Raw genomic sequence first — 20,697 nt, 5'->3', positions numbered from 1 at the left:
CAACATCCCAGTCGTCAATGGCCACCTTCGAGGTTGCGCGGTGCGAACGCGGACCTTGGCGGACCGCATTTATTCGGCGCCAGCCGTAGACATATGCGCCGGCATAGGCCCGGGTTGTGCAAAATATGATGGACGTGGGCGATGGTGGCGTCTGGCCACACCAGCTCATGGGGTCCCGGCCCGCGGAGCGGCCGCACAGGTATGCGTAGGTCGTGCGTGCGCAGGTAACGCATAACGCGTCGCGCGGTCTGAAACTCTTTAAATTTGTCGAAGATCAGACTTAGCCTAGCCTGAACCTCTTCATCAGGGTTGAACACGATCTGGCCGGAGCGGTTGTAGGTCAAGCCACCTGGCAGCGGTATGCGAAGCTCGCCCCGCGCAGCCTTCTGCCGCTCCCCTTGATGCAGGCGGATGCGGATCTGGTGCAACTCCGCTTCGCTCATGATCCCCGAGAGCCCTAACAGCAGCCGGTCGTGATAAGCGCAGGGATCGTAGAGACGTTCACCATCGGCGATGATAACGCCGAACAATGAACACAACTCGAGGAGTTGATGCCAGTCCCGGTTGTTGCGCGCCAATCGAGATGCATCGAGGCTGATCACCAGACCCGCGTTGCCGAGCCCGATCTCGGCGATGAGCCGTTGGAAGCCGCCGCGCTCGACTTGGCCGTTTCCTGATTTTCCAAGATCCTCGTCGATGACGACGACCCCGGCGGCCAGCCCAATCTGACGGCGCGGTCCACCAAACTACTGAAGTTCGGTGCTTTCCTGGTGGTGGGGCACCTGGTTTATTGAGGATTGGCGCACATACACGTAAGCGAACTTTGAACGTCGGACGGCCATGACCGCTCGTCAGGACTGCTCGGAATAGCCGTTTGGTGTCGCGCGCATCTACTACTACGACGCTCCTCCGTCCCTTGGAGACGGCAAGATGCCGGTAAGCGGAGAGGAACATCCGTTAGCTGTGACCGACCGAGCGCGGCACGCCCAAAGTCTTTACGATCAGCTGGAACTCACGGACGATATGCACTTCGCATGGGCGAGACACGCCTGTCGCGCTTTCAGTGGAAGCTGAAACCCGCCAAAGCCGCACAGCTGATCAAGAAGCCACGCGAACTGGTGGACGGAGACTTTAGCCTGGACATCAATCAGAAGGGTGTCGATATCCGAATCGGCCTCGATATGGCGCGGCTGGCGTTGCGGACATGTGTTCGAGCATTGGTCGTGGTCACCGCAGACAGCGACTTTGTCCCAGCCTTTAAATTCGTGCGTCGCGAGGGTGTCAAGGTAATGCTGTGCACCCTTGGGCACAAAGGAGCGCCGCGGACTGTCAGGAATCTTGTGCGTGAGGCCATGATGATGGAAAGGAGAATCATCGCATAGACCATTGAGAAGGAACTTCTGGGCCGGTTGCTTGCTGGACGCGACCCACAGGAGCTGTTTGCCAGGGACGGTTTATTCGACGTCTGAAGAAGGCGCTTTCGGAGCGGATACTGAACGCCGAACTGGATGATCATCTTGACGAGGAGCAAGCCGAAGGGCTGGCGAACCGCCGCAACGGACATTCGAAGAAGACGGTTTGACGGGCACGTCGAAGCTCGAACTTTCGATCCCGCGTGACCGTGCCGGCTCCTCCGACCCGAAGTTGATCGCCAAGTATCAACGCCGCTTTCCCGATTTTCGACGCCAAGATCGTATCCATGTATGCGCGCGGCATGAGCGTGCGCGAGATCCGCGGCCACCTGGAGGAACTCTATGGCATCGACGTCTCGCCGGACCTGATCTCGGCCGTCACCGACGCCGTGCTCGAGGAAGTCGCCGAATGGCAGAACAGGCCGTTGGACGCCTGCTTTCCCTTGGTCTTTTTCGACGCCATCCGGGTCAAGGTCCGCGACGAGGGCTTCGTCCGCAACAAGGCGATCTACATTGCGCTCGGCATCCTGCCCGACGGTGGCAAAGAGATATTGGGTATCTGGATTGAGCAGACGGAAGGCGCCAAATTTTGGCTGCGCGTCATGAACGAGTTGAAGAGCCGAGGTGTCGCCGACATCCTGATCGCCGTCGTCGACGGCCTGAAGGGCTTTCCAGAAGCCGTATTCCCGCAAACGGTCGTGCAGACCTGCATCGTGCATCTGATCCGCCACTCGCTGGAGTTCGTATCTTGGAAGGATCGCAAGCCTGTCGTGCCGGCGCGCGGGCGATTTCGTTATTTCGTAGCCTTCAGCTTCTGTATCCGACGCAACTGGGTCGAATTTCAGTTCCATGCGGCGACCGAACGGCGCAATAGCTGTTTCGCCACCGCTCCTCGCTAAGTTCGGGGTCCGAAGACACCAAAATGGGGGCGCTACTACAGTAACGGCTCCTTAGCTATGAGCGGGCATTGTGAGCGTGGGCGTTGCCTCGCGCCTACCTGACCCTCCGCCTTTGACGGCGCAGCCTTCGCCTGGTGCCGGCGACCGACGCTTTCATGTATCCCACCCCCCAACTGTTTGCGTCGCGGCCGCCGGCCGGCTGCGGATTACTGTTGGGTACGGTGGTAGGTTCAGCCAATCCGAATAGTCTGGACCTCCAGGCCTTTCTTGCCCGGCCCCTGCTCAAACAGCACCTTCTGTCCCTCGGCCAGCGCGCTGAGCCCAGAGCGGGATAGCGCCGAGGCATGAACGAAGACGTCTTTACCTCCGCCTTCAGGCGCAATGAAACCGAAGCCCTTTTCGGCATTGTACCACTTCACGGTGCCTCTGGTTGCGAACTGCGTTTGCGGCCGAACGATGGCTGTCCCACCGGCAGGCGCATTTGCAGAACTTTTCGGAATTTCCTCTCCGATCTCCAGTACTTGCGCTACCTGATGTCCCTTTTTCGTTTCCTCCAACGTGACCTTCAGATGCGCTCCTTCGGCGACACCGTGGCTTCCAATCGCCTCCAACACGCGCGAGGGCAAATAGGCCTCTGTGCCGTCTGAGGCTTTGACGAACCCAAACCCCTTGCCTGCGTTGAACCACTTTACCTGGGCGTCGACAGGTGCCGCGACCGCCGACGGTGGCCGCTGAAAGAAGTTGGGTACGATAGGCTTCTCCGGAAAAGAAAACGGCTCGTCGTCATCTCGATGCCGACGCGGCCTGCAATGGTCTTTGTACCTGCTCATGTTCTCTCGGCTGGCGTAGAAGGAGGCGTTGAGCGCCTATGAATAAGCTGGGACGGCTGGCCGATCAACAATCGGGGTTGTTTTCGCAGCAGCGTTTCCCTACCCGCGAAATGTCGTGGCACCCGTCGCCACTTCGTCGCGCGCCGTAATTGCCGCCCCCTTGCCCACGCCATTCACGCGCGGCATGCTTGCCACATGCTCGACCCTTTTGCTCCCGACAGCTACATCGTGCGCGCAGAGGCCCGCATTTATCGGAATTGAGCCGGAGATTAGGCGCACCCTCGAGCTGCCGATGGCGCTCAACCTTGCCCAACTCCACGAGGTGCCCCAGGCCTCCTTTGCTTGGACCGATAGCCATTTGCACCAGTTCAACATCGGCGGCATCATCTATGGCGCGCCGGAGTTCGACGACGACGGCTTCACCGCCAATCGTAACTTCGAGGCAACCGAGTTACGGATGGTCGATTTCGTTTTTTCCTGCGATCCCGACGAACAGCCCATCACGATCCTCTATGAGTACGACTTCGGCGACAACTGGCGCCATCTGCTCCGTCTGGAACGCCTTCCGCGCGACGCAGGCGTCAATTATCCTGGCTGCAATCCAGCTGGCCGGTCAGGGCCGCCAGAGGACGTCGGCGGCCCGCACGGCTATGCCGAGTTCCTCGAAGCATGGCGCGACAGCAGTCACGAAGAGCACAAGGCCAGGCGCCGGTGAGCCGGCCGCAAATTTCATCCCGAAAACTGCGACCTCGACGCCATATGCAAGGCGATCGCCAAGGCAGTGCGCGCCGCACGAGGAAACTACCGCTTCCGCCGCCAACCCAGGGCAGAGTTGTCCGCACGCGACAGAAACCGATTCAAGCTCAAACCCGCCAGCAAAATGTAAGGCAGCATGGCGAGCGAATAGTGACCACAGTTCAATTCCAAAACAGTCGGCCTGGCTCCAGCGTCCTTGAGCCTCTGCATGAACCTCGCCGAGAGCTCCGGCAACACCACTTTGTCTCTCTTGGCCAACACAACGTGAAGATCGAGATCAGGCCGTGCCAGACTATGTGCGTAATTCTCCAGGTTAAGTGGAGCCCAGGCCCTTCCGAGATCGGTCAGCTCAATCTCGGCCTCAAGGCTATCGCGTATCGATCGTGTCGCGCGGCCCGTCCAGACCATGTCCGCCAGACTCCCCGCTGTCAGATACAACGAGGCTTTTGACACGGCGGCATCGCGCGCAGCAATCAACCCCGCGACCCAGGAACCTAAGCTCATACCAAGAACCGAAATCTCTCTGTAGCCTTCGCTCTTCAACCAACGTATGAGCTTTCGCCCGTCCAATACCCCCTGCCTCATTGACTGGACCGTTCGCCCAAGGTTGGGGCTAAGCATATAGTCGGCGTAGGCGGAGCCGGGACGGCTGCGCTCGAAGTGATAAGGCATGGCAATCTCGACAACGGTGATACCACGCCGCGAGAAAAAACTGGCAATCTGACGGTTCCGCGCGCCGGCATTCCAATGGTGAAAGATCACCATCGCCCGATCGAACGACCCGCTTTCCGTGATTTTCGCCCACACAACATTGTTCGCCGCGATATCAGTCGCAATGTCCGATGGAAATCTTAGCCACTCATCTTTCCGGTCGAAACGCTGATCGCTCTCGCTCGGCTCATCGAAAAAGGCTGGATCGGCCACGGCCTGGTCGGCAAGGACACAAAACTCTTCGATGCTTGCAATCTTCCCCGCGCCTGGAAAGGCACGGTCCGCGTCAAGGATGAAATCCGTTGTCTTCTTCCCTTCCTCACCGCGTCGCGCACGCCGCTCATCCCAACGATCAAGCCAGCTATGATACACTGTGATTTTTTCCTAATTCGCTTGCTCGCCATCGCCCAAATCCGGGATCACATAGGCCGTATATCGCGAGCAGCACTCCAAAGCCCAGCAGGATCGAAAAGCCAGCAAATGCATCGATCAGCAAGTAGCCCGAAACGAGTAACGCCATGACCGCGGACATCTTCCACAAAGGAACCTGAACCCGATTTCCGACGCCTAAACGGGTGATCCCGTACACAAACACAACGCAGGTCGAAATAGCGATAAGCAAGCTGCTGTAGTGCGTCGGCATCCTATAGGCGACCCCGTCGCTCACGTCGTTGCCGCCATACCAGGCTGAAGACAGATCGCCGACCAACCAAGCCACGATATTTTCTCCACGCGATGTCAGGTATGCGCTTTGGACCTTCATGCACATGGCGATCAGAACGCCCAAAACAGTACATCGAAAAATCCCGCGCATCACCCTGAGGCCGACTTCATTGGCCCTATGGCGATGGTCCGCCTCCGGTCCACTTTTCGACGCTCCGCCAATTCTCCAAAGGTCATGGACAATCGTGTAAAGCAAAATGAGGCCGACAAAGAAAAGGTAAAAGCACAGGCACATATAGAGGTAAGCGAGCCCGGTGAACACGACCTCTTCCGGCACCGATATGAGCTCAGGGCGCACAATCGCCAACTTGCCCCAATCGGTCGCATAATTGCCACCGCCTTTCATCAGCGGGAGCAAACACACGCCGATCCACTGAAAAAGACCGGCGAACACCACACAAATCAAAAAAACAGCCCAATATGAATACGAAGACGCTTCGACGCTGTGCGCCCAAGCATCGTCGCTTTTCACCTGGTCGCCCTCCGCGACCAGCTTCAAGCGCCCGTCATTTTTCCAAAAGACAAGCAGCTCTGTCACGAATGCAAAAAACAGGGGCAAAAGCACCATGAAGAGGAACGTCCAATTCGGCGCCCAGAGAAACCCAACCTGCTTAACTAGGCCATCCGCCCGGACGTAGGTAGCGTCGTGAATCCCAGTAATATACGACAAAAACCCGAGAGCGGCGGCACCCGCAAACACCGAGGCCGGTAAATTCAAGGGAGATCCGCGACTGAAAAGCGCCTCCGATCTCCTCGCCAAGCTGAAACGCTGCCTCGGCCGCTTGGCGTCGGTATCCCGCACCAGCTCCGCCGGGAACCCTGACTCGTCATCGAAGGTCGTGGGCCGAGCCATATCTGGAACCGCCAGCGCGACGTCGCTTGCAGCGCTCTTCCGTACCCGTCTCTTGGCCGCTAGTCGCGATTGCGCCGCACTCAGCTCCATCTGCCATTCGCTGGTAGCCGCCGGATCACCGCAGCCAAAAACCCTCGCCAGCCAACGAATGTTGGCAGCGCTAATTCCCTTGTCGTTGTCTTGAAACCAAAGCTGCACCGTTCTGAGATCGACCCCGATCCGGTTCGAATCAATCTGCGAAATCGCCTCTGCAAGAAGCTCGGGCGTCCATGGGCCTGCTGGAAACCCATCTTTGCCCAGTGGCCGACCGGCACCTGCTGCCGCTAATCGTTTGAATAGTTCCTTGAGGTCGCTCCCGTCTCTCGGTGGCGGAAGAAATAACTTTCCATTCTTAAACAACAACTTGCAGGCTCTGATTTCGCTTCGTTTCGTATCCTATCGTGCCATCGTTCCTGATCAACGTATTTTTCGACTCGCTGCAACGGGCGAGGGGCGGCCGTGAATCACTCGGAGCAGGACAATGGCTGTTGAACTGGCGTGCAGAAACGGAGAGGTGCAGGAGGCGGACGCAGTCGTCGATCTGATCGCGGCGCACCGCCGCGCCATTTCAGAGCTGGAGTGTCTCGGAAAACGTATGATGCACGCCGGAGAGGCCGAGGCGGCGCTGATCGGGCCACGGCTTGACGCCGTTTTGGCGAACGAAACGGTTATTCGACGGCGGGCACCGATGGCGCCGGTGGCCGATGTTGGCGAGCTCAAAATGAAGGCCGCATATTTCGCGCGGCTCATCTTCCTTCGGACATAGCTGGCAAGAGGATGGCGGCCCTTGAGAATAAGGGGATACAGCCTGACTAGATCAGCGGGGAATGTGATTTCGTCGCCATGACGCGCACAAGAAACTTCCACTGGCTACGCATGGTAAGTGACCGCGGACTCGCCCCATCGAGGGCGATTGCGGAGCTCGACCGGATAGGCGCTGCCAATCGGAGACTTCAGCGAATCTTGCGCTTGCGCTGGCAACCGATCAGATTGCCGCTGACTTGGATTATCAGACGAGATATGCGACGGGCGGTTGCCAAGTTGATTGCAGCTGAGCCCACGAATGCGCCGGACGCTTGCGATAAGATACTTGGTGTCGCGGCCGTCTTGATCGCCACTGGCACCGACATCGGTGACGGACAACAAGCCCGGCTTCTTGCGTCCACGGCACGCTTCCGGGACGAAGTCGCGGAACTGCTTTGCTCGAAGCAACCGAAACCGAAATCCGAAGCCAGGTTCGCCAGGCGGATCAGGCGCTAACGCCGCAGATTGAACCAGTGCCGGGACACAGACCCGTCTTTGGCAGAAATATCGAAGTAATACGGCTCCCCGCGCGACGGACGTGGCATCGAAATCGTATCACTGCATCCGTCGCGTCGGCTGCAAATTCTGCCGCCCCTCTGGACGCAAAGATTCGGTTCACTGCTCGGCCCGTGACCAACCTCGGAATATCCAACCGTCCAGCCCGCCGGACAATCGGCGTATCTTTCGTAGCCGGGCGAGCCGGTGCCTGCTTCGGGGCAGGTGGGCCACGAGAAACCCCAGCTGCTCATGGCCGAGATCAATCGATCCATGGGCGGCTGGCAGGCAGGCACGCTATGCCAGGATGGGTTTGATGACGACGCGCATAAAAGCACTTCGCAACCCCACTCGCTGGCCTGCGTGTCAACAACCGCGGCTGCTAGCGAAGCCAATGCGCTCGACGCGAGGACAATGGTGGACCTGATGAGCCGCATGTTCATTTCTCCTGAGCATCCAAATTCAGCGGTCTGATCGGCGCGGCCGTTTGCGCGCGTCGGCGAATGGCGGAGAGATTTCTCGCGCTCGCTCAGCCAGTAGATTGAAGTCGGCGACCGGTTGTCTCTGCAGCGTTCGATCGACGGCCCTTCCGCGCCACTCGTCCATGTCGAGCACGTAGGTGGCCCACATCCCGTATCGGGCCGTCATGGCGTGGCGTTGCCACGCGTCGTACCCTGGAAGGGCAGGGGAGGTGACCAGCGCCCAGCCGACCCGCAGCATCTCGACAGCGAGGTCGCGTCCCCTCGTGGAACAGGCACCGACATAGGCGCCGTCTGAATTAAACGCGGTCGCCCGACACGTCACGTGATCGTCGCCGACCACCCTCTTGAGCCAAGCCTTGGCAAGGGGGCCGCACGGCACGGGTTTCAGCACAGTGTTCTTGCCGTATCGGGTTGGATCGAAGGCCCATTGGGACAGTTCGCACACATCTATACCTGCAAGACGGACTTTCTCGGCCGATCGCGGAAACCAGAGTGTCCGTCCATCGATGACCGCTACCCGGCCGACGATTGCCTTAGAGATAGTTTGGCTCGAAGACGGCCCCGCTCCCGGCCCGATGGCGTCGGCCGGCCAGCTAGGGGAGACGGCAACCGACAGCGCCAGAAGAGCAGCAAAACAGGTCGCTCGCATTCTCATTGGATCGTCGGGCTCCGGGCCGCGGCACGACCGAGCAGGATCGCCGGATGCTGCACGTCCTTGAACTGCCACAGGCCAGCGTGCTTTTCGCGCGCAACCTGTTCAGCTACGGCATATGCGGGCGAGTAAGGAAGGCCGTCCGCCTGCAGAGCGGCGAAGGCGTAGCCAGACGTGATTATCAGATTGCCAAGATCCAACTGATCGGCGCCGACTGTCGCATAGCAAACGACATGAGTAACTTTGGCAATCGTCGCTATCGGCGAGCAGACCGGCTTGGTGTCAGCAATGAATGCCGCCATGACAGCAAGGGAGGCTTCGCCGCACGCCTCTCGGTGGCCGGAGCTGTCGGCATAGTACGTGCCGCGGAGGCAAGACTGGACACCGTAGAGGTGATACCTCGCACCGGCGTCTGTCCAGCTGTCGCCGCTCTCGAGCGCCACGCCGGGCCGGAGGTTGAAATAGCCTGCGGGGGCGGCGGCCACAGACCCCGAAATCACGGCGGCCAAGACGACAGCGAGCAATCTCATTTCGTCTTCATCCGGGGATCTGCCCACATGCCGTAGCCGCCACCCCGGCCAGTCTTTTCTGCCTGCTCAAGATCGGGCCGTGCGAGGCCTCCGCCCGGCTTCTTGGCAAGTCGATGCGTGCCGAGCGATACCAATTGCTCCTCGAACATGTCGACCGTGTCGAGACTGCCGGGGTAGTTGTAGTAGCCGTAACAGGTCGCGTCCTGGATAGGCGCGTTGGCTTCGCTGACGAAGGCACGGCAATAAATCACCTTTGGCGACTTCAACAGTGTCTTGAGCCCTTGCTCGGCATAGTCGGCGCAGCTGCCGGCGAAGTTCTCGCGACGGTTCACCATGTCGCCCTCGCAGGGCTCGATACCGAAGAGGTGGACGGTGACCTTGTCGTCGACCGCGAAATCGGTCGGCGAAACCGTTTTGAAGCCACTGGCTGAGGCGAAGCCTTTACGATCCGTGACGCCGCCCTTGCCGTCGTAATATTCGACGACCAGCACGGTTTTCCCGGGTGCGGCGAGCGAACGGATATAGGCCTGGTCGACGGGACCCGCGGCAAGCGCTGGCATGGCCATCAAAAGGGACAGACCAAGGCTGCTGAGGCAACGTTTCATAGGGGCCGTTTTCCTCGGTTGCGGGCGGTGGGGCGAATTGCAATGTGCTCTTTTCGCATTCTCGACGCAAGAAAAAATCATAGGCAAATTGACATTCTTTTTTATCTGACATACCGATTCCTGCATTCGACGTTCCGCCTCGGATGATCTGGAATGGCCTTGTCACGTTTTCACTCGCAAGTTTTGCACTACGTCGCGCCAGTCCTGCTCGCGACCATAGGAATGCATTCCGTCGGCTCGGCACTCTCGGCAGAACAAAGGCGTGAGACTGCGCAATCTACCGTCAGTTCCACTCAAACTGCGGGTCCAGAGACCGATTCCGACGCAGTGGACAGCGTCTTTCGCAATCGTTGGCTCGATGGTGCCCGGCAATACGTTGTTTCCGCAGACGGCAAGCTTCAAACGGCCGACGGTCCATTTGGCGACGTCGATGCGAAAAGAGCAAGCAGCGTCGAGTCTGCCAACCATGGCTCTGACCAGAAGAGTCAAATTGACCCTTCTGCGGTCAAGACTGTATTCCCGTGTGGCCCATCACCTTTAACGGCAGCGGAAATTGCTCGTCTGGTGGTCGATGCGGCACAAAAGTACCGGGTCGATCCCGCTTTCGCGCTCGCAGTCTCGGCAGCCGAGAGCCGTCTGGACCGCGATCGCAACTCGCCCAAGGGCGCTCGCGGGCCGATGCAGCTCATGCCTTCGACCGCAGATTTTCTTGGGGTCGCCGACATTTGCGATCCAGCCGAGAACATCGACGCTGGAGTCAGGTTGCTGAAGTCGCTGTTCGAGACCTACCGCAATCCGCTGATCGTAGCGGCCGCCTACAACGCCGGCGAGACCAACGTCCAGAAGTATGGGGGCGTCCCGCCATTCCCGGAAACCGTCCGCTTCGTCGCCGAGGTGATCAATCGCCAGATCGGACAGCCCCTGCCAAGGGCGGAGGGCGAGGGCACGAGAAGGACGGGCTCGGGAGCCAACGACAACGTTGTGGCCGGCGTGCTGGCCAACAGCAAACCGCGCCAGTGGGTTGGCGGCGTCATGCAATTCTAGAAGGAGGCCGACATGAAGAACTACATCCTCTCGCATTTAGGGTCGCCCGCCGCGCGGCCCGCATTGCTCTTGCTGATCGTTGCGGCGCTGGCGGTCACGGCCGCTGAACCGGCCCTCGCCCAGCAGACTTCGGGCGCATTCGCACCGCTTGAAACGGCCGTCCAGATGATCGTCGATTTCATCACCGGGCCTTTCGGGCGGCTGCTGGCGATCATCGCGGTGATCGGCCTGGGCTTCCTCGCCTTTGCCGGACGGCTTTCCTGGTTTACGGCCGGCGCCGTGGTTATCGGCATTGGCCTTGTCTTTGGCGCCCCGGCGATCGTCGACCAGATGATCGCGGCGGTCGGGAAGTGAGCCATGAGCGAGATCTCCGACGACAAGCCCCATCTGACGCCGCTGGTGATCGGCCTGACGCGGCCGCCGATGATGTGGGGTATTCCGCTCACCGCGTTCTATCTGATCATTGGCGTCACGCTGATCGCTTTCCTGGTCACGACCAGCTTCTGGGCCGCGACGATAGCGCCCGTTGCATACCTGGCGCTCTTCGCGCTCACCAGCCGAGATATTCGCATCCTTGACCTCGCCCAGGTCGCCGGTCGCCGCACGCCGCGGACGCCGAACAAGCTGTTCTGGGGCACAGACTCTTATGGGCCATGACCATGCTCAATGTCGTTGCTGATGAGCTAGGCTTTGGACGCGAGCGCCGGCGCGAACGGTCGATCGCCTCGCATATCCCTTACATGCGCCACCTTTCTGATACCGTCATCGGTCTCGAAAGCGGCGCTGTGCTCAGCGTCATCAAGCTCGATGGCCTGTTCTTCCAGACCGAGGACCAGGCCGAGCTCAACATGCGCGCCAGCGTACAGAACACGTTGATCCGCGCGCTTGGATCAAGCCGCTATTCGCTGTGGTCGACGGTGATCCGCAGACAGGTCAAGCCGGAGCTCGGCGGCTCGTTTTCCGATCGCTTCTGCGACCTTCTGAACGGACGCTACATGACGGCGCTTCGCGAGAAGCGCATGTTCACCAACGAGCTCTACTTGACAATCGTGCGGTCCGGCATGCGCGGTCCCTTGGGAACCGCCGAGACGATCTCACGAGTGTTCGATCGATCCGCACGGCCGGGCGTGCGTCAACAGCGAACCCATGAACGCATCAGCGAGCTGGAAGAAGTCGTCGGCAACGTCACACCCGAGCTGCAGAAATACGGCGCGCGTGCCCTCGGCATTACCTACCGCGACGGCGACCCCTATTCCGAACCATGCGCCTTCTTCAACGCCATACTGACCTGCGGCCTGTCGCGGGACATGCGGCTGCCTCGCATGGGTATCCGCGGCTATGTCGGGACCTCGCGGCTGCACTTCTCACGGCGCACTCTGCAGGCGCAGGGTCCCACGGAAGTCGACAATCGCTTTGGCGCGATGCTGTCGATCAAGGAGTACCCGCCGTTCTCGGGCCCGGGCATGCTCGACGGCCTGCTCCAGATCAACCACGAGTTCATCCTTACCCAGTCCTTCACGCTTGCCGACAAGCCGGTCGCGCAAGAAAGGATCTCGCGTCTGCAACGGCAGATACGCGCTTCCGACGAAGCCGGCAGCACGGTCGAGACGGACATCGACTTTGCGCTCAACAGCCTGGTCAATCAGGAAGCCGTGTTCGGCTACCACCATTTCAGCCTGCTTTGCCTGTCGCGCGACCTGGCTGGTCTCGACAGGGCGGTCTCGGAACTCGGCGCCTGCCTCACCGACATGAACGTCAACTGGCTGCGTGAAGACCTCAACATGGAAGCCTCGTTCTGGGCGCAGCTTCCCGGCAACCATGCCTACATCGCGCGCTCCTGCATGTTGTCGAGCGCCAACTTCGCAGGCTTCTCTTCCATGCACAATTTCGCAACAGGACAGTCATTGGGTGTGCATTGGGGTCTGCCGATTTCGATTCTTGAGACGACGTCGCAGACGCCCTACTGGTTCAATTTTCACCAGCGTGACGTCGGGCATTTTCTGGTCACGGGGCCGACGGGGTCCGGCAAGACCGTCGCGCTTACCTTCCTGCTTGCGCAAGCGTTTCGCGTTGCGCCCGAGCCTCGGGCCGTTTTCTTCGACAAGGACGAAGGTGCATCGATCTTCATTCGAGCCGTGAACGGCAACTACGAGGTTCTTCAGCCAGGGCAGGCGACCGGCTTCAATCCGCTGCAGCTGGAAAACACGCCTGCGAATCGAGAATTCCTGGTCCGCCTTCTGAAGGCCATGCTGTCGCCCGCCGGCGGTCACGGCTTTTCCCAGGAAGAAGAAGACACGCTCGAGCGAGCAATCAGGCGCATCTGCGAGGAGCCGGTCGAGCAGCGGACGCTCGTCAATCTGTCGGGACTTCTCATGGGGCGTTCGCGCTCGGACGCCAACGACCTGCAGTCGCGGTTGAGGCCATGGTTCGAAGGCGAGAAAGCATGGCTCTTCAACGCGCCACGCGACGCGCTCTCCTTTTCCGGCCGGCGCATCTTCGGTTTCGACATGACGCACGTCCTCGACAATGAAGACGTGCGCACGCCGGCGCTGATGTATCTATTCCATCGCATCGAAGAGCTGCTCACTGGCGATCCCGTCCTGATCTTCATGGACGAGGGCTGGAAGCTGCTGCAGGACCCAGCGTTTTCCAGCTATATCGTCGACAAGATGAAGACGATCCGCAAGCTGAACGGGATCGTCGGCTTCGGCACCCAGTCGGCCGCGGATATAGCCCGGGCGCCGCAATCGCATACGCTGATCGAGCAGTCGGCGACGAACCTGCATTTCCCGAACCCGCGCGCGGATGAGGAAAGCTACATCCGCCGCTTCGGTCTGACGGCCAAAGAATTCGCCTTCATCCGCAACACGCCGCCGGAGCGGCGGACCTTCCTCGTCAAGCATGGCAACGATTCCGTCATTGCCCGGCTGGACCTTTCAGCGATGCCGGAAATCGTCAAGGTGCTGTCCGGCCGCAAGGACACGATCGAGGCCTGCGCGGCGCTGCGTGCCCGCCTTGGTGAGGACCCGGCGGCGTGGCTGAACGAATTCTGCGGCTGGGGGAGGACGGCATGATCCGACGAATTCCCCTATTGCTCGTCCTTCTCGCGACGCCGGCCGCAGCCGATATTCCGACCGTCGATGGAACCACCCTGGATGAGCGCCAGGACCGGAACGACAAGATCACCGAAATCGATCATGTTGACCGCGATCGCTACACGACCAACGAAAGCGTCACCTGCGCGGTTTATCGACCGGGCCGCAGGGATGATCCGGTCGCCGCGGCCAACGCAAATCCATCGATCGCAGGCATGGTGCGGCGTGTCGCGCGCGAGGAAGGGATCGATGAGAACCAGTTCCTGGCGCTCGTCTATCAGGAGAGCCGGTTCAATCCTTGCGCCAAGTCCGGCGCCGGCGCCATCGGGCTCGGCCAGCTCATGCCGGGCACGGCCTCGGACCTCGGCGTCAATCCTTATAACATCGAGCAGAACTTGCGGGGTGGCGCCCGCTATTTCAAGCAGCAGCTCAAGCGCTTCGACGGAAACGTCTCGCTGGCGCTCGCCGCCTACAATTCCGGTTCGGGAAATGTCGAAAGCTATGGCGGCATTCCGCCGTTCCGCGAAACGCAAGATTACGTCCGCATTATCACGCAGAAATGGCTGCCGGCGTTTGGCGGATCGGACAAGTCGGGCATTCCGCTGAACTATGGCGGCACGAGCACCGCCTACGAGGGCATGCGTGCCAGCACCGTCAATGCGATGGGTCGAACCAGCGCCACGGGCGACGGGTCAGGCGATGTCGCATCCTGGTTCGAGCAGTTCGGTTCTGTCGCGACCGGCACGGTGCAGGACAGCTGGGACCAGAATTCCGGCGCTCGCAACGCCAACATCGATATGCTGAACCGCATGATCGGGCTCAGCGCCAGCTTTGCCGATCTCGTCAATTCCAGGAACGCGGTCACGCTGAGCGACATTTCGGGCGCCAGCCGCTCCGGCCGCTACCAGGACGGTGACGAAGGCGACCCTCAATCCGTTACCGGCTTCTGCGACGACCGCACCGGCCTTGTCGGGGATGTCGAGGCGAAGACCTGCGCCCGAAAACCCGACCAGAAGACCGAACTGCTCCTCGTTCCTCAATGATTGGAGGTTCCTCATGAGACGCATCCTCTTGCTTGCTGGCGTGATCTCCATTGGTGCGACGGCGGCGCGCGCCGACATTCCGGTGATCGACAAAACCAACTACGCCGTCGCCAAGGATACGGCGGAAAAGACCTCCAAGATCCTCGACACCAACAAAGATATCCTGACGACGGTCGAAAAGACGCTGCAGGCGGTTACCGGCGACCGCGGCAGCGATGCCGGATCGCTGAAGGACCTCGCCGTCGGCAACGGCTTCAGCGTCACCTCGGTTCCGTCCTTCGACAGTCTTCTGCAGAGCGGCATGCCGAACTTCGGCTCGATGGGGCCGGAGATCGCCAAGGCGGCAACGCTTTTCGTCAACGGCCTTCAGCTGGTGAAATCCCTCTCCGGCAAGGACGACAGCTCGCTCGCCAGCGACAAATCCTACGAGGAGCTGGTCAAGACCGTGCTTGGGGTTTCGGCCCTGATCAACGGCTCGCAGCAGGCCGTCGAGACCCGACGGACTGCCCTCGAGGGCGCGGGGCAGGGGATCGGAACCTCTAAGGATATCAAGGGCTCGATCGATCAGAACACGCAGCTTCAGGTGCAGACCGGGCTTACCTTGAACGAGATGATCGGCACCATGAACGGCGCCGTGCAGTCGCTGCAGGCCGACAACCAGCGCAAGCTCACCGACATCTCCAACACCAGAAAAGCGCTCACCTACGAATGAGCGCAGTGAAGGTTTCAACGGTTATGACCATTGTCGCGATCATACTCCTCACGACCGGCTGCGGCACGCCGAAGGAGAAGACCGCGCCCTGCAAGCGGCCTGCCAATGTCACCAGCTACGCTGAGGATCCGCGTGTCAAGTGCGGACCAATGCGACTGGTCAATCCGGACCGCAGGGCGGCATTGGCGGCAATCAATGATCTGACCGGGCAAGCGGAGTAGGGCAGGGCGGTGGAGGATTTCATTGGCGAGCTGCTGCAGCGTATCGACGCGTCGGGCCAGAATTTCTCGCAGCGTGCATACGAAGCGCTGAGCGCAGATCTCGAGCCGCTGCTTCGGGTGCTCTTCGTTCTGGTCGTATTGTTCTACGGAACGCAGCTCTTCCTCGGCACGTCGCGGCTGAGCGTTGCCGAGATCGTCAGCCGTCTTGCCCGCGTCATCATTATATTCATCCTCGTCGGCACCTGGTCCAATTTCGACGCGCTTGTCTATGACTGGCTGACCAAGGTGCCGGAGGCCGCCGGCCGAGCCGTGCTCTCCGCGTCGGGAACTGGCGTGACCGAGCCGACAAACGGCCTTTCCCAAATCTGGAAGACAGCCAATGTGGCGGCCTCGACCTTTTCCGAGCAGGCCGGTTATTTCTCGGTGCTGCCGGCGCTGATCGGCATGGTCATCATGGTCTTTGCCGGCCTCTTCGTCGCGATCGCGCTTGGCATCCTGGTGCTCGCCAAGGTGATCCTCTGGGTGCTGCTGGGCACCGCGCCGATCTTCATTTCCTGCATGCTCTTCAATCCGACCCGCAACTACGCCATCGGCTGGCTGAACCAGTCGCTGCTTTACGCGCTGATCCCGCTCTTCGTCTACGTCATCGCCGCCTTCCTGATTGCGGCCATGGCTCCTGAACTCACCAAGATCAACCAAATCTCCGGCAACCGGGAGCTGAAGCTCAGCGACTTCGCCGCCTTCATCATGCTTTGCCTCGCCGGCTCGTTCGTTCTGATCCAGATCCAGTCGCTTGCCCAAGGCATTGTCGGCGGCCTGGCGACGCCGATCGGGCAGCGATCCCGCTCCTTCACCGACCGCGGCATCATGTTCGGTCGCATGGCGATCGGCACATCGTCACGGCAAATGCAGGCCGCGGTTCATCGCGTGCAGGCGCAGCTTCATCCGCCGCGCAACGTGGCCCGCGAGGCCATGCAGCGCGCCATCACAGCCAATGGAACGCCCGGATAGGCGCTCGAGCCCAACCAATGAATGTCCATACCAACCTCGACGGAAAGCATGGCAGACAGCACCGACGACAGACTGCGATCGTACTTCCAGCAAGGCGATATCTGGGAAGCAGAGATCATCAAGCGGGCGAAACGCTCGAGCCGCATCGCCTGGTTCTTCGCTCTGGTGTTTGCCAGCATTGCCGCACTCAGCCTTCTGGCGGTCGTTCTGATGCTGCCGCTCAAGAGCTTCGAACCGTACCTGGTCGAGGTCGACAGGAACACCGGCTACATCGAGTTGAAGTCGGGTCTCACCCGGCCAGCCAATCTAACCGAACAGGAGGCGGTAACGCAGGCCAATGTGGTGCGCTATGTCCGCAATCGCGAGGGCTACGATCCATATTCGATCGACGAATATTTCGGGATCGCAGCACTTCTTTCTACAGGCGATGCCGCCCGCGAATTGCAGGCGCTCTACAGCGCCGTCAATCCGCAAAACCCCGCCAAAGTCTATGGCAAGCTGAAGCGGGTCCTGGTCGACGTCAAGTCGGTCAGCTTTCCAAACAATTCGACGGCGATCGTGCGTTTCTCAACCACGGAGAAAAGCGAGACCGAGGCCGTCGACCGTCATTGGATCTCCGTCGTGCGCTACCGCTACACCGACACGCCGATCAAGAACGAATGGCGTTTCGAGAACCCGCTCGGCTTCCAGGTCTACGACTATCGCCGCGACCAGGAGACCGTGACGCCGGGGAGCCCGTGATGAGGAAGGGAATGGTCCTCACCACGGCATTATGCCTCGTCGTCTTCGGCTCCGCCGCCATCGCGGCGCAAACGCCAAAAGGCGGGTCTCTCGATCGACGCATCACCAGCGTGGTCTATCAGGAGAACAATGTCGTCCAGGTCTTCGCCACCTACGGCATCTCGACCATGATCATTTTCGATGAGGACGAGAAATTCCAGACGATCTCGCTCGGCGACACCGAAAGCTGGCAGGTCGTCCCGGCCGATAAGGGCAACATCCTCTTCGTGAAGCCGATCGCCAAGAACGTGACCACCAACATGAACGTCGTCACGGACAAGCGCATCTACTATCTGGAACTGCGCGACAACGCTCCGGAGGCGGGCAGGGAAGTCTTCGGCATCCGCTTCGTCTACCCTGAAAAGAATCTTAATGCGGCCCTGCGCAAGGAGGCCGAGCAACGCGCTGCCTGGCCGAATATTGCCGGCATCGACAAGGCCAACGTCAATATCGATTATTCATTTTCCGGCGATGCGCGACTGAAGCCGCTCATGATCTTCGATGATGGCGCCAAGACCTTCTTCAAATTCGACCGTCGTGTGCCAGCGATCTTCACCGTCAACCCCGATTTCTCCGAGACATTGGAGAATTTCCGCAGGGAGGGCGACTATATCGTCGTCGACGGGACCGCCACGCAGTTCACCCTGCGCGACGGCGACCAATGGGTCTGCATCTTCAATCTCAGAAAACCCGATTTCGGCGCGCCTGATCCTGGTGTCCTTGGACCGGTCGAGGATCCTTATGCGACGAAGCGCAGGAGGAGCGGCAATTGATCCAGCGTAGCCCCGAGCTCGAGGTCCTGGCGAGCCGCGACGAGCCGGCGATCGCGGACAGAAGCGTTCGGCGCAAGCAGGTCATCGGCGGCGGCGTGCTCATCCTGATTGGCATGGTCGCGGGCTATTTCGTCGTTGCCGACGGGCGGCCTCAGCAGCGTGATATGCTCACCGGCGACGAAGAGTTCTCAACCACCACGTTTCGGCCGCCATCCTTTGCGCGCGACGGAGAGCCGCAGCCGAAACCGGCAGAGCCGGAAGTCCTTCAAATCCCGCCACCACCCCCACCACCGCCGAAGGAGGAAGAGCGTTCCGACACGACGGAGTTCAACGTCCCGCCTCCGCCACCGCCGGCGGCGGCGCCCGCACCTGATACAGCAGCACCATCGCCTGAGGATGAATTCCCGAAGCGCTATCGTTCGAACATGGTGGTCTTCGACAACAAAGGCTCAAGTGGTGAGCGACTCGGATCGGCCGCCGGGGAAGGGCAGGGCGCGACCGTCGCCGGCGAGGACCGCAACAGCAAGTTCCTGGCGTCGGCAATCAGTCTGGGCGACCGCACGGCAAGGGCCAGAAAGATTGACCGCATCGATGCCCTGGTGCCGGAAGGAACGCTGATCCCCGGCATTTTGGAGACCGCCATCGTCAGCGACCTGCCCGGCCAAATCCGCGCCATCGTTTCACAGGACGTCTATTCGTTCGATGGGCGGCGCGTTCTCATTCCGACAGGCACGCGCCTCATCGGCGAATATCAGTCCGACATTGTACGCGGTCAGAAGCGCATTTTCGTAATCTGGACACGGATGCTGCGCGATGACGGCGTCAGCGTCCGTCTCGATTCCATCGGCGCCGATAGCCTTGGCCGCTCCGGCCTGACTGGCCATGTCGACAACAAGTTCCGGGAACGCTTTGGCGCGGCGATCCTTCTCTCGATCGTCGGCGGTGGCGCGAGCTACCTGACCGGCTACGGCAGCCAATCCGTGAGCAACAACAGCGACAACAGTCAGCGCGCAGAGGACATCGCCCGCACCACGCTCGCGCAGACCTTCTCCGACATGGCCAACCAGGCCCTCGGCGACAGCCTCAAGATTCCGCCGACCATCAGCGTAGCGCAGGGCGAACGTATCTTTGTTTTCGTACGGCAGGATCTCGACTTTTCCGCGCTCTACGATGATCCGGTATCCGAGGCGCTTAAGGAGATCCGTCATGAACGTGGTCTCAACTGAATTCGGCCGCAGCGATCGCCACTATTTTCTCTACCGCGCGCTGGACCCGCTCAAGCCATTTCTCGATGATCCGCGTGTCGTCGAAATCTCGATCAACCGGCCAGGCCAGGTCTATGTCGAGCGGCTGGGTGACGAGCATATGGCGTCCTTTTCCGTGCCGGAGCTGACGACGGCAGAGATCGTCAACATCGGCGAGCGTGTAGCGGCCTCGACGAACCAGTTCATCAGTCCGGCCAGCCCGGTCCTAAGCGCCGCCTTGCCGACCGGAGAGCGCATCCAGGTCGTTCTGCCGCCGGCGGCGCCCGATGGAGGCGTCGTCTCGCTGCGCAAGCAGGTCGTCAGCGATTTCAGCCTCGACGACTATCGCGACAAGGGCGCCTTCGACCATGTTTCCGTAGCCGTTGGCGGCATGAGCGATGTCGACCGCGAGCTGATCGAGCTTCTGCGCAAGGAGGATTCCTACAACTTCATACGGTCCGCCATCGCGAACCGCGTCTCGGTCCTCATTAGTGGCGGCACCTCGAGCGGCAAGACGACCTTCCTCAATGCCTGCCTCAAATCGGTCGACGAGCGTGAGCGCATCATCACGCTCGAGGATACGCGAGAGCTGTTCCCATCGCAGCCGAATGCCGTGCATCTCCTGGCCTCGAAAGGTGACCAGGGCACTGCCAGCGTGACGATCCAGAGGCTGCTCGAAGCCTCGCTTCGCATGCGGCCCGATCGCCTGTTCGTCGGCGAGGTGAGGGGATCGGAGGCTTTCTCTTTCCTGCGCGCCATCAACACCGGGCATCCCGGCTCGATGACGACGGTGCATGCCGACACGCCGCTCGGCGCTTATGAGCAGCTTGCAATGATGGTCATGCAGTCGGGTCTTTCAGCTGCTTACCCGAAGGCAGACCTGATCTCCTACATCCGCAGCGTCATCCCGATCGTCATTCAGCTTCGCCGCGACGGCGGCCGTCGCGGCGTTTCCGAGATCTTCTTCGCGCGTGGGAAATGAT

At 60.5% G+C, this 20,697-nt stretch carries 22 protein-coding genes and 2 pseudogenes; 17 read left to right on the top strand and 7 right to left on the bottom strand.

What is annotated here, in order from left to right; all coding sequences use genetic code 11:
• Positions 1-14 precede the first annotated feature (14 nt).
• Complete coding sequence (locus EN818_RS33270) at positions 15-698, bottom strand: recombinase family protein (protein WP_245518858.1); 684 nt, start codon at positions 696-698, stop codon at positions 15-17.
• A gap of 336 nt (positions 699-1,034) precedes the next feature.
• Here EN818_RS33270 and EN818_RS22295 point away from each other — a divergent pair, with 336 nt between their 5' ends.
• Positions 1,035-1,382 (top strand): NYN domain-containing protein, encoded by a 348-nt coding sequence (locus tag EN818_RS22295; RefSeq protein ID WP_135905386.1) that lies wholly within the window; start codon positions 1,035-1,037, stop codon positions 1,380-1,382.
• A 3-nt stretch (positions 1,383-1,385) separates the two neighbouring features.
• Positions 1,386-2,191 (top strand): annotated as a pseudogene (locus EN818_RS22290) (IS256 family transposase); the annotation flags it as partial.
• A 350-nt stretch (positions 2,192-2,541) separates the two neighbouring features.
• On the opposite strand, the gene EN818_RS34350 reads toward EN818_RS22290, so the two are convergent.
• Complete coding sequence (locus EN818_RS34350; protein WP_135905384.1) at positions 2,542-3,141, bottom strand: cold-shock protein; 600 nt, start codon at positions 3,139-3,141, stop codon at positions 2,542-2,544.
• Positions 3,142-3,325: 184 nt separating this feature from the next.
• Between EN818_RS34350 and EN818_RS22280 the strand changes: the two are divergent.
• Positions 3,326-4,027 (top strand): annotated as a pseudogene (locus EN818_RS22280) (plasmid pRiA4b ORF-3 family protein).
• On the opposite strand, the gene EN818_RS22275 reads toward EN818_RS22280, so the two are convergent.
• Both EN818_RS22275 and EN818_RS22270 read right to left on the bottom strand, forming a co-directional pair.
• The gene (locus tag EN818_RS22275) at positions 3,943-4,980 is read right to left on the bottom strand and encodes a dienelactone hydrolase-related enzyme (RefSeq protein ID WP_135905382.1); all 1,038 of its coding nucleotides are present in this window, start codon (positions 4,978-4,980) and stop codon (positions 3,943-3,945) included. The pseudogene EN818_RS22280 and the gene EN818_RS22275 sit on opposite strands and share 85 nt — an antisense overlap.
• Positions 4,970-6,583 (bottom strand): hypothetical protein, encoded by a 1,614-nt coding sequence (locus tag EN818_RS22270; RefSeq protein WP_135905429.1) that lies wholly within the window; start codon positions 6,581-6,583, stop codon positions 4,970-4,972. Before EN818_RS22270 ends, EN818_RS22275 begins: the two co-directional genes overlap by 11 nt.
• A gap of 121 nt (positions 6,584-6,704) precedes the next feature.
• Between EN818_RS22270 and EN818_RS22265 the strand changes: the two genes are divergently transcribed.
• Together EN818_RS22265 and EN818_RS32805 are read left to right on the top strand one after the other, a co-directional pair.
• The gene (locus EN818_RS22265; protein WP_135905380.1) at positions 6,705-6,989 is read left to right on the top strand and encodes a hypothetical protein; all 285 of its coding nucleotides are present in this window, start codon (positions 6,705-6,707) and stop codon (positions 6,987-6,989) included.
• Between the two features lie 785 nt (positions 6,990-7,774).
• The gene (locus EN818_RS32805) at positions 7,775-7,996 is read left to right on the top strand and encodes a hypothetical protein (RefSeq protein WP_189523830.1); all 222 of its coding nucleotides are present in this window, start codon (positions 7,775-7,777) and stop codon (positions 7,994-7,996) included.
• Here the strand turns inward: EN818_RS32805 and EN818_RS22255 are convergent.
• The 3 genes from EN818_RS22255 to EN818_RS22245 are packed head-to-tail and all read right to left on the bottom strand — an operon-like array spanning position 7,985 to position 9,791.
• Positions 7,985-8,653 carry a thermonuclease family protein gene (locus EN818_RS22255; RefSeq protein ID WP_135905427.1) on the bottom strand — a complete coding sequence of 223 codons (669 nt, stop codon included), beginning with the start codon at positions 8,651-8,653 and terminating at the stop codon, positions 7,985-7,987. The two genes, EN818_RS32805 and EN818_RS22255, sit on opposite strands and share 12 nt — an antisense overlap.
• A 2-nt stretch (positions 8,654-8,655) precedes the next feature.
• A complete protein-coding gene (locus EN818_RS22250) occupies positions 8,656-9,186 on the bottom strand; it encodes a thermonuclease family protein (RefSeq protein WP_135905376.1) in 531 nt (176 codons plus the stop codon).
• On the bottom strand, positions 9,183-9,791 hold the full coding sequence (locus tag EN818_RS22245; protein ID WP_135905425.1) for a hypothetical protein: 609 nt from the start codon (positions 9,789-9,791) through the stop codon (positions 9,183-9,185). Before EN818_RS22245 ends, EN818_RS22250 begins: the two co-directional genes overlap by 4 nt.
• Before the next feature lie 153 nt (positions 9,792-9,944).
• Between EN818_RS22245 and EN818_RS22240 the strand changes: the two genes are divergently transcribed.
• The 12 genes from EN818_RS22240 to virB11 are packed head-to-tail and all read left to right on the top strand — an operon-like array spanning position 9,945 to position 20,696.
• Positions 9,945-10,835, top strand: a complete 891-nt coding sequence (locus EN818_RS22240; protein ID WP_245518856.1) for a lytic transglycosylase domain-containing protein — start codon at positions 9,945-9,947, stop codon at positions 10,833-10,835.
• Positions 10,836-10,847: 12 nt separating this feature from the next.
• Positions 10,848-11,189, top strand: coding sequence for a TrbC/VirB2 family protein (locus EN818_RS22235; RefSeq protein ID WP_135905375.1), 342 nt, complete (start codon positions 10,848-10,850; stop codon positions 11,187-11,189).
• Positions 11,190-11,192: 3 nt separating this feature from the next.
• A complete protein-coding gene (locus EN818_RS22230) occupies positions 11,193-11,492 on the top strand; it encodes a VirB3 family type IV secretion system protein (protein WP_128373842.1) in 300 nt (99 codons plus the stop codon).
• 2 nt (positions 11,493-11,494) lie between these two features.
• On the top strand, positions 11,495-13,909 hold the full coding sequence (locus EN818_RS22225) for a VirB4 family type IV secretion system protein (RefSeq protein ID WP_135905372.1): 2,415 nt from the start codon (positions 11,495-11,497) through the stop codon (positions 13,907-13,909).
• Entirely contained in the window at positions 13,906-14,973 is a 1,068-nt protein-coding gene (locus EN818_RS22220; RefSeq protein ID WP_135905421.1) for a lytic transglycosylase domain-containing protein, read from the top strand. Before EN818_RS22225 ends, EN818_RS22220 begins: the two co-directional genes overlap by 4 nt.
• Positions 14,974-14,986: 13 nt before the next feature.
• Positions 14,987-15,685 (top strand): type IV secretion system protein, encoded by a 699-nt coding sequence (locus tag EN818_RS22215; RefSeq protein WP_135905370.1) that lies wholly within the window; start codon positions 14,987-14,989, stop codon positions 15,683-15,685.
• 23 nt (positions 15,686-15,708) lie between these two features.
• Complete coding sequence (locus EN818_RS22210) at positions 15,709-15,906, top strand: hypothetical protein (RefSeq protein WP_189523829.1); 198 nt, start codon at positions 15,709-15,711, stop codon at positions 15,904-15,906.
• Positions 15,907-15,915: 9 nt separating this feature from the next.
• Entirely contained in the window at positions 15,916-16,917 is a 1,002-nt protein-coding gene (locus EN818_RS22205) for a type IV secretion system protein (RefSeq protein WP_135905366.1), read from the top strand.
• Positions 16,918-16,965: 48 nt separating this feature from the next.
• Positions 16,966-17,658, top strand: coding sequence for a type IV secretion system protein (locus EN818_RS22200; protein ID WP_135905363.1), 693 nt, complete (start codon positions 16,966-16,968; stop codon positions 17,656-17,658).
• Positions 17,658-18,470: a P-type conjugative transfer protein VirB9 gene (virB9, locus tag EN818_RS22195; RefSeq protein ID WP_135905361.1), complete on the top strand. Its 813-nt coding sequence runs from the start codon at positions 17,658-17,660 to the stop codon at positions 18,468-18,470. Before EN818_RS22200 ends, virB9 begins: the two co-directional genes overlap by 1 nt.
• Positions 18,470-19,696 (top strand): type IV secretion system protein VirB10, encoded by a 1,227-nt coding sequence (virB10, locus tag EN818_RS22190; protein ID WP_135905419.1) that lies wholly within the window; start codon positions 18,470-18,472, stop codon positions 19,694-19,696. The genes virB9 and virB10 overlap by 1 nt, the downstream gene beginning before the upstream one ends.
• The gene (gene virB11, locus EN818_RS22185) at positions 19,677-20,696 is read left to right on the top strand and encodes a P-type DNA transfer ATPase VirB11 (RefSeq protein ID WP_135905359.1); all 1,020 of its coding nucleotides are present in this window, start codon (positions 19,677-19,679) and stop codon (positions 20,694-20,696) included. The genes virB10 and virB11 overlap by 20 nt, the downstream gene beginning before the upstream one ends.
• The last annotated feature ends 1 nt before the right edge of the window (position 20,697 follow it).

The sequence above is a fragment of the Mesorhizobium sp. M3A.F.Ca.ET.175.01.1.1 genome (genome assembly GCF_004791945.1).
Lineage (GTDB): Bacteria > Pseudomonadota > Alphaproteobacteria > Rhizobiales > Rhizobiaceae > Mesorhizobium.
Note: the sequence above shows the minus strand (reverse complement) of the source record. Positions and strands in the feature narration are given on the sequence as shown.

Bases quoted from the DNA above. Each gene is read 5' to 3' on its own strand.
- EN818_RS22295 (WP_135905386.1), top strand. From the start codon at position 1,035: ATGGGCGAGACACGCCTGTCGCGCTTTCAGTGGAAGCTGAAACCCGCC.
- EN818_RS34350 (WP_135905384.1), bottom strand. From the start codon at position 3,141: ATGAGCAGGTACAAAGACCATTGCAGGCCGCGTCGGCATCGAGATGAC.
- EN818_RS22265 (WP_135905380.1), top strand. From the start codon at position 6,705: ATGGCTGTTGAACTGGCGTGCAGAAACGGAGAGGTGCAGGAGGCGGAC.
- EN818_RS32805 (WP_189523830.1), top strand. From the start codon at position 7,775: ATGGCCGAGATCAATCGATCCATGGGCGGCTGGCAGGCAGGCACGCTA.
- EN818_RS22255 (WP_135905427.1), bottom strand. From the start codon at position 8,653: ATGCGAGCGACCTGTTTTGCTGCTCTTCTGGCGCTGTCGGTTGCCGTC.
- EN818_RS22250 (WP_135905376.1), bottom strand. From the start codon at position 9,186: ATGAGATTGCTCGCTGTCGTCTTGGCCGCCGTGATTTCGGGGTCTGTG.
- EN818_RS22245 (WP_135905425.1), bottom strand. From the start codon at position 9,791: ATGAAACGTTGCCTCAGCAGCCTTGGTCTGTCCCTTTTGATGGCCATG.
- EN818_RS22240 (WP_245518856.1), top strand. From the start codon at position 9,945: ATGGCCTTGTCACGTTTTCACTCGCAAGTTTTGCACTACGTCGCGCCA.
- EN818_RS22235 (WP_135905375.1), top strand. From the start codon at position 10,848: ATGAAGAACTACATCCTCTCGCATTTAGGGTCGCCCGCCGCGCGGCCC.
- EN818_RS22230 (WP_128373842.1), top strand. From the start codon at position 11,193: ATGAGCGAGATCTCCGACGACAAGCCCCATCTGACGCCGCTGGTGATC.
- EN818_RS22225 (WP_135905372.1), top strand. From the start codon at position 11,495: ATGCTCAATGTCGTTGCTGATGAGCTAGGCTTTGGACGCGAGCGCCGG.
- EN818_RS22220 (WP_135905421.1), top strand. From the start codon at position 13,906: ATGATCCGACGAATTCCCCTATTGCTCGTCCTTCTCGCGACGCCGGCC.
- EN818_RS22215 (WP_135905370.1), top strand. From the start codon at position 14,987: ATGAGACGCATCCTCTTGCTTGCTGGCGTGATCTCCATTGGTGCGACG.
- EN818_RS22210 (WP_189523829.1), top strand. From the start codon at position 15,709: ATGACCATTGTCGCGATCATACTCCTCACGACCGGCTGCGGCACGCCG.
- EN818_RS22200 (WP_135905363.1), top strand. From the start codon at position 16,966: ATGGCAGACAGCACCGACGACAGACTGCGATCGTACTTCCAGCAAGGC.
- virB9 (WP_135905361.1), top strand. From the start codon at position 17,658: ATGAGGAAGGGAATGGTCCTCACCACGGCATTATGCCTCGTCGTCTTC.
- virB11 (WP_135905359.1), top strand. From the start codon at position 19,677: ATGAACGTGGTCTCAACTGAATTCGGCCGCAGCGATCGCCACTATTTT.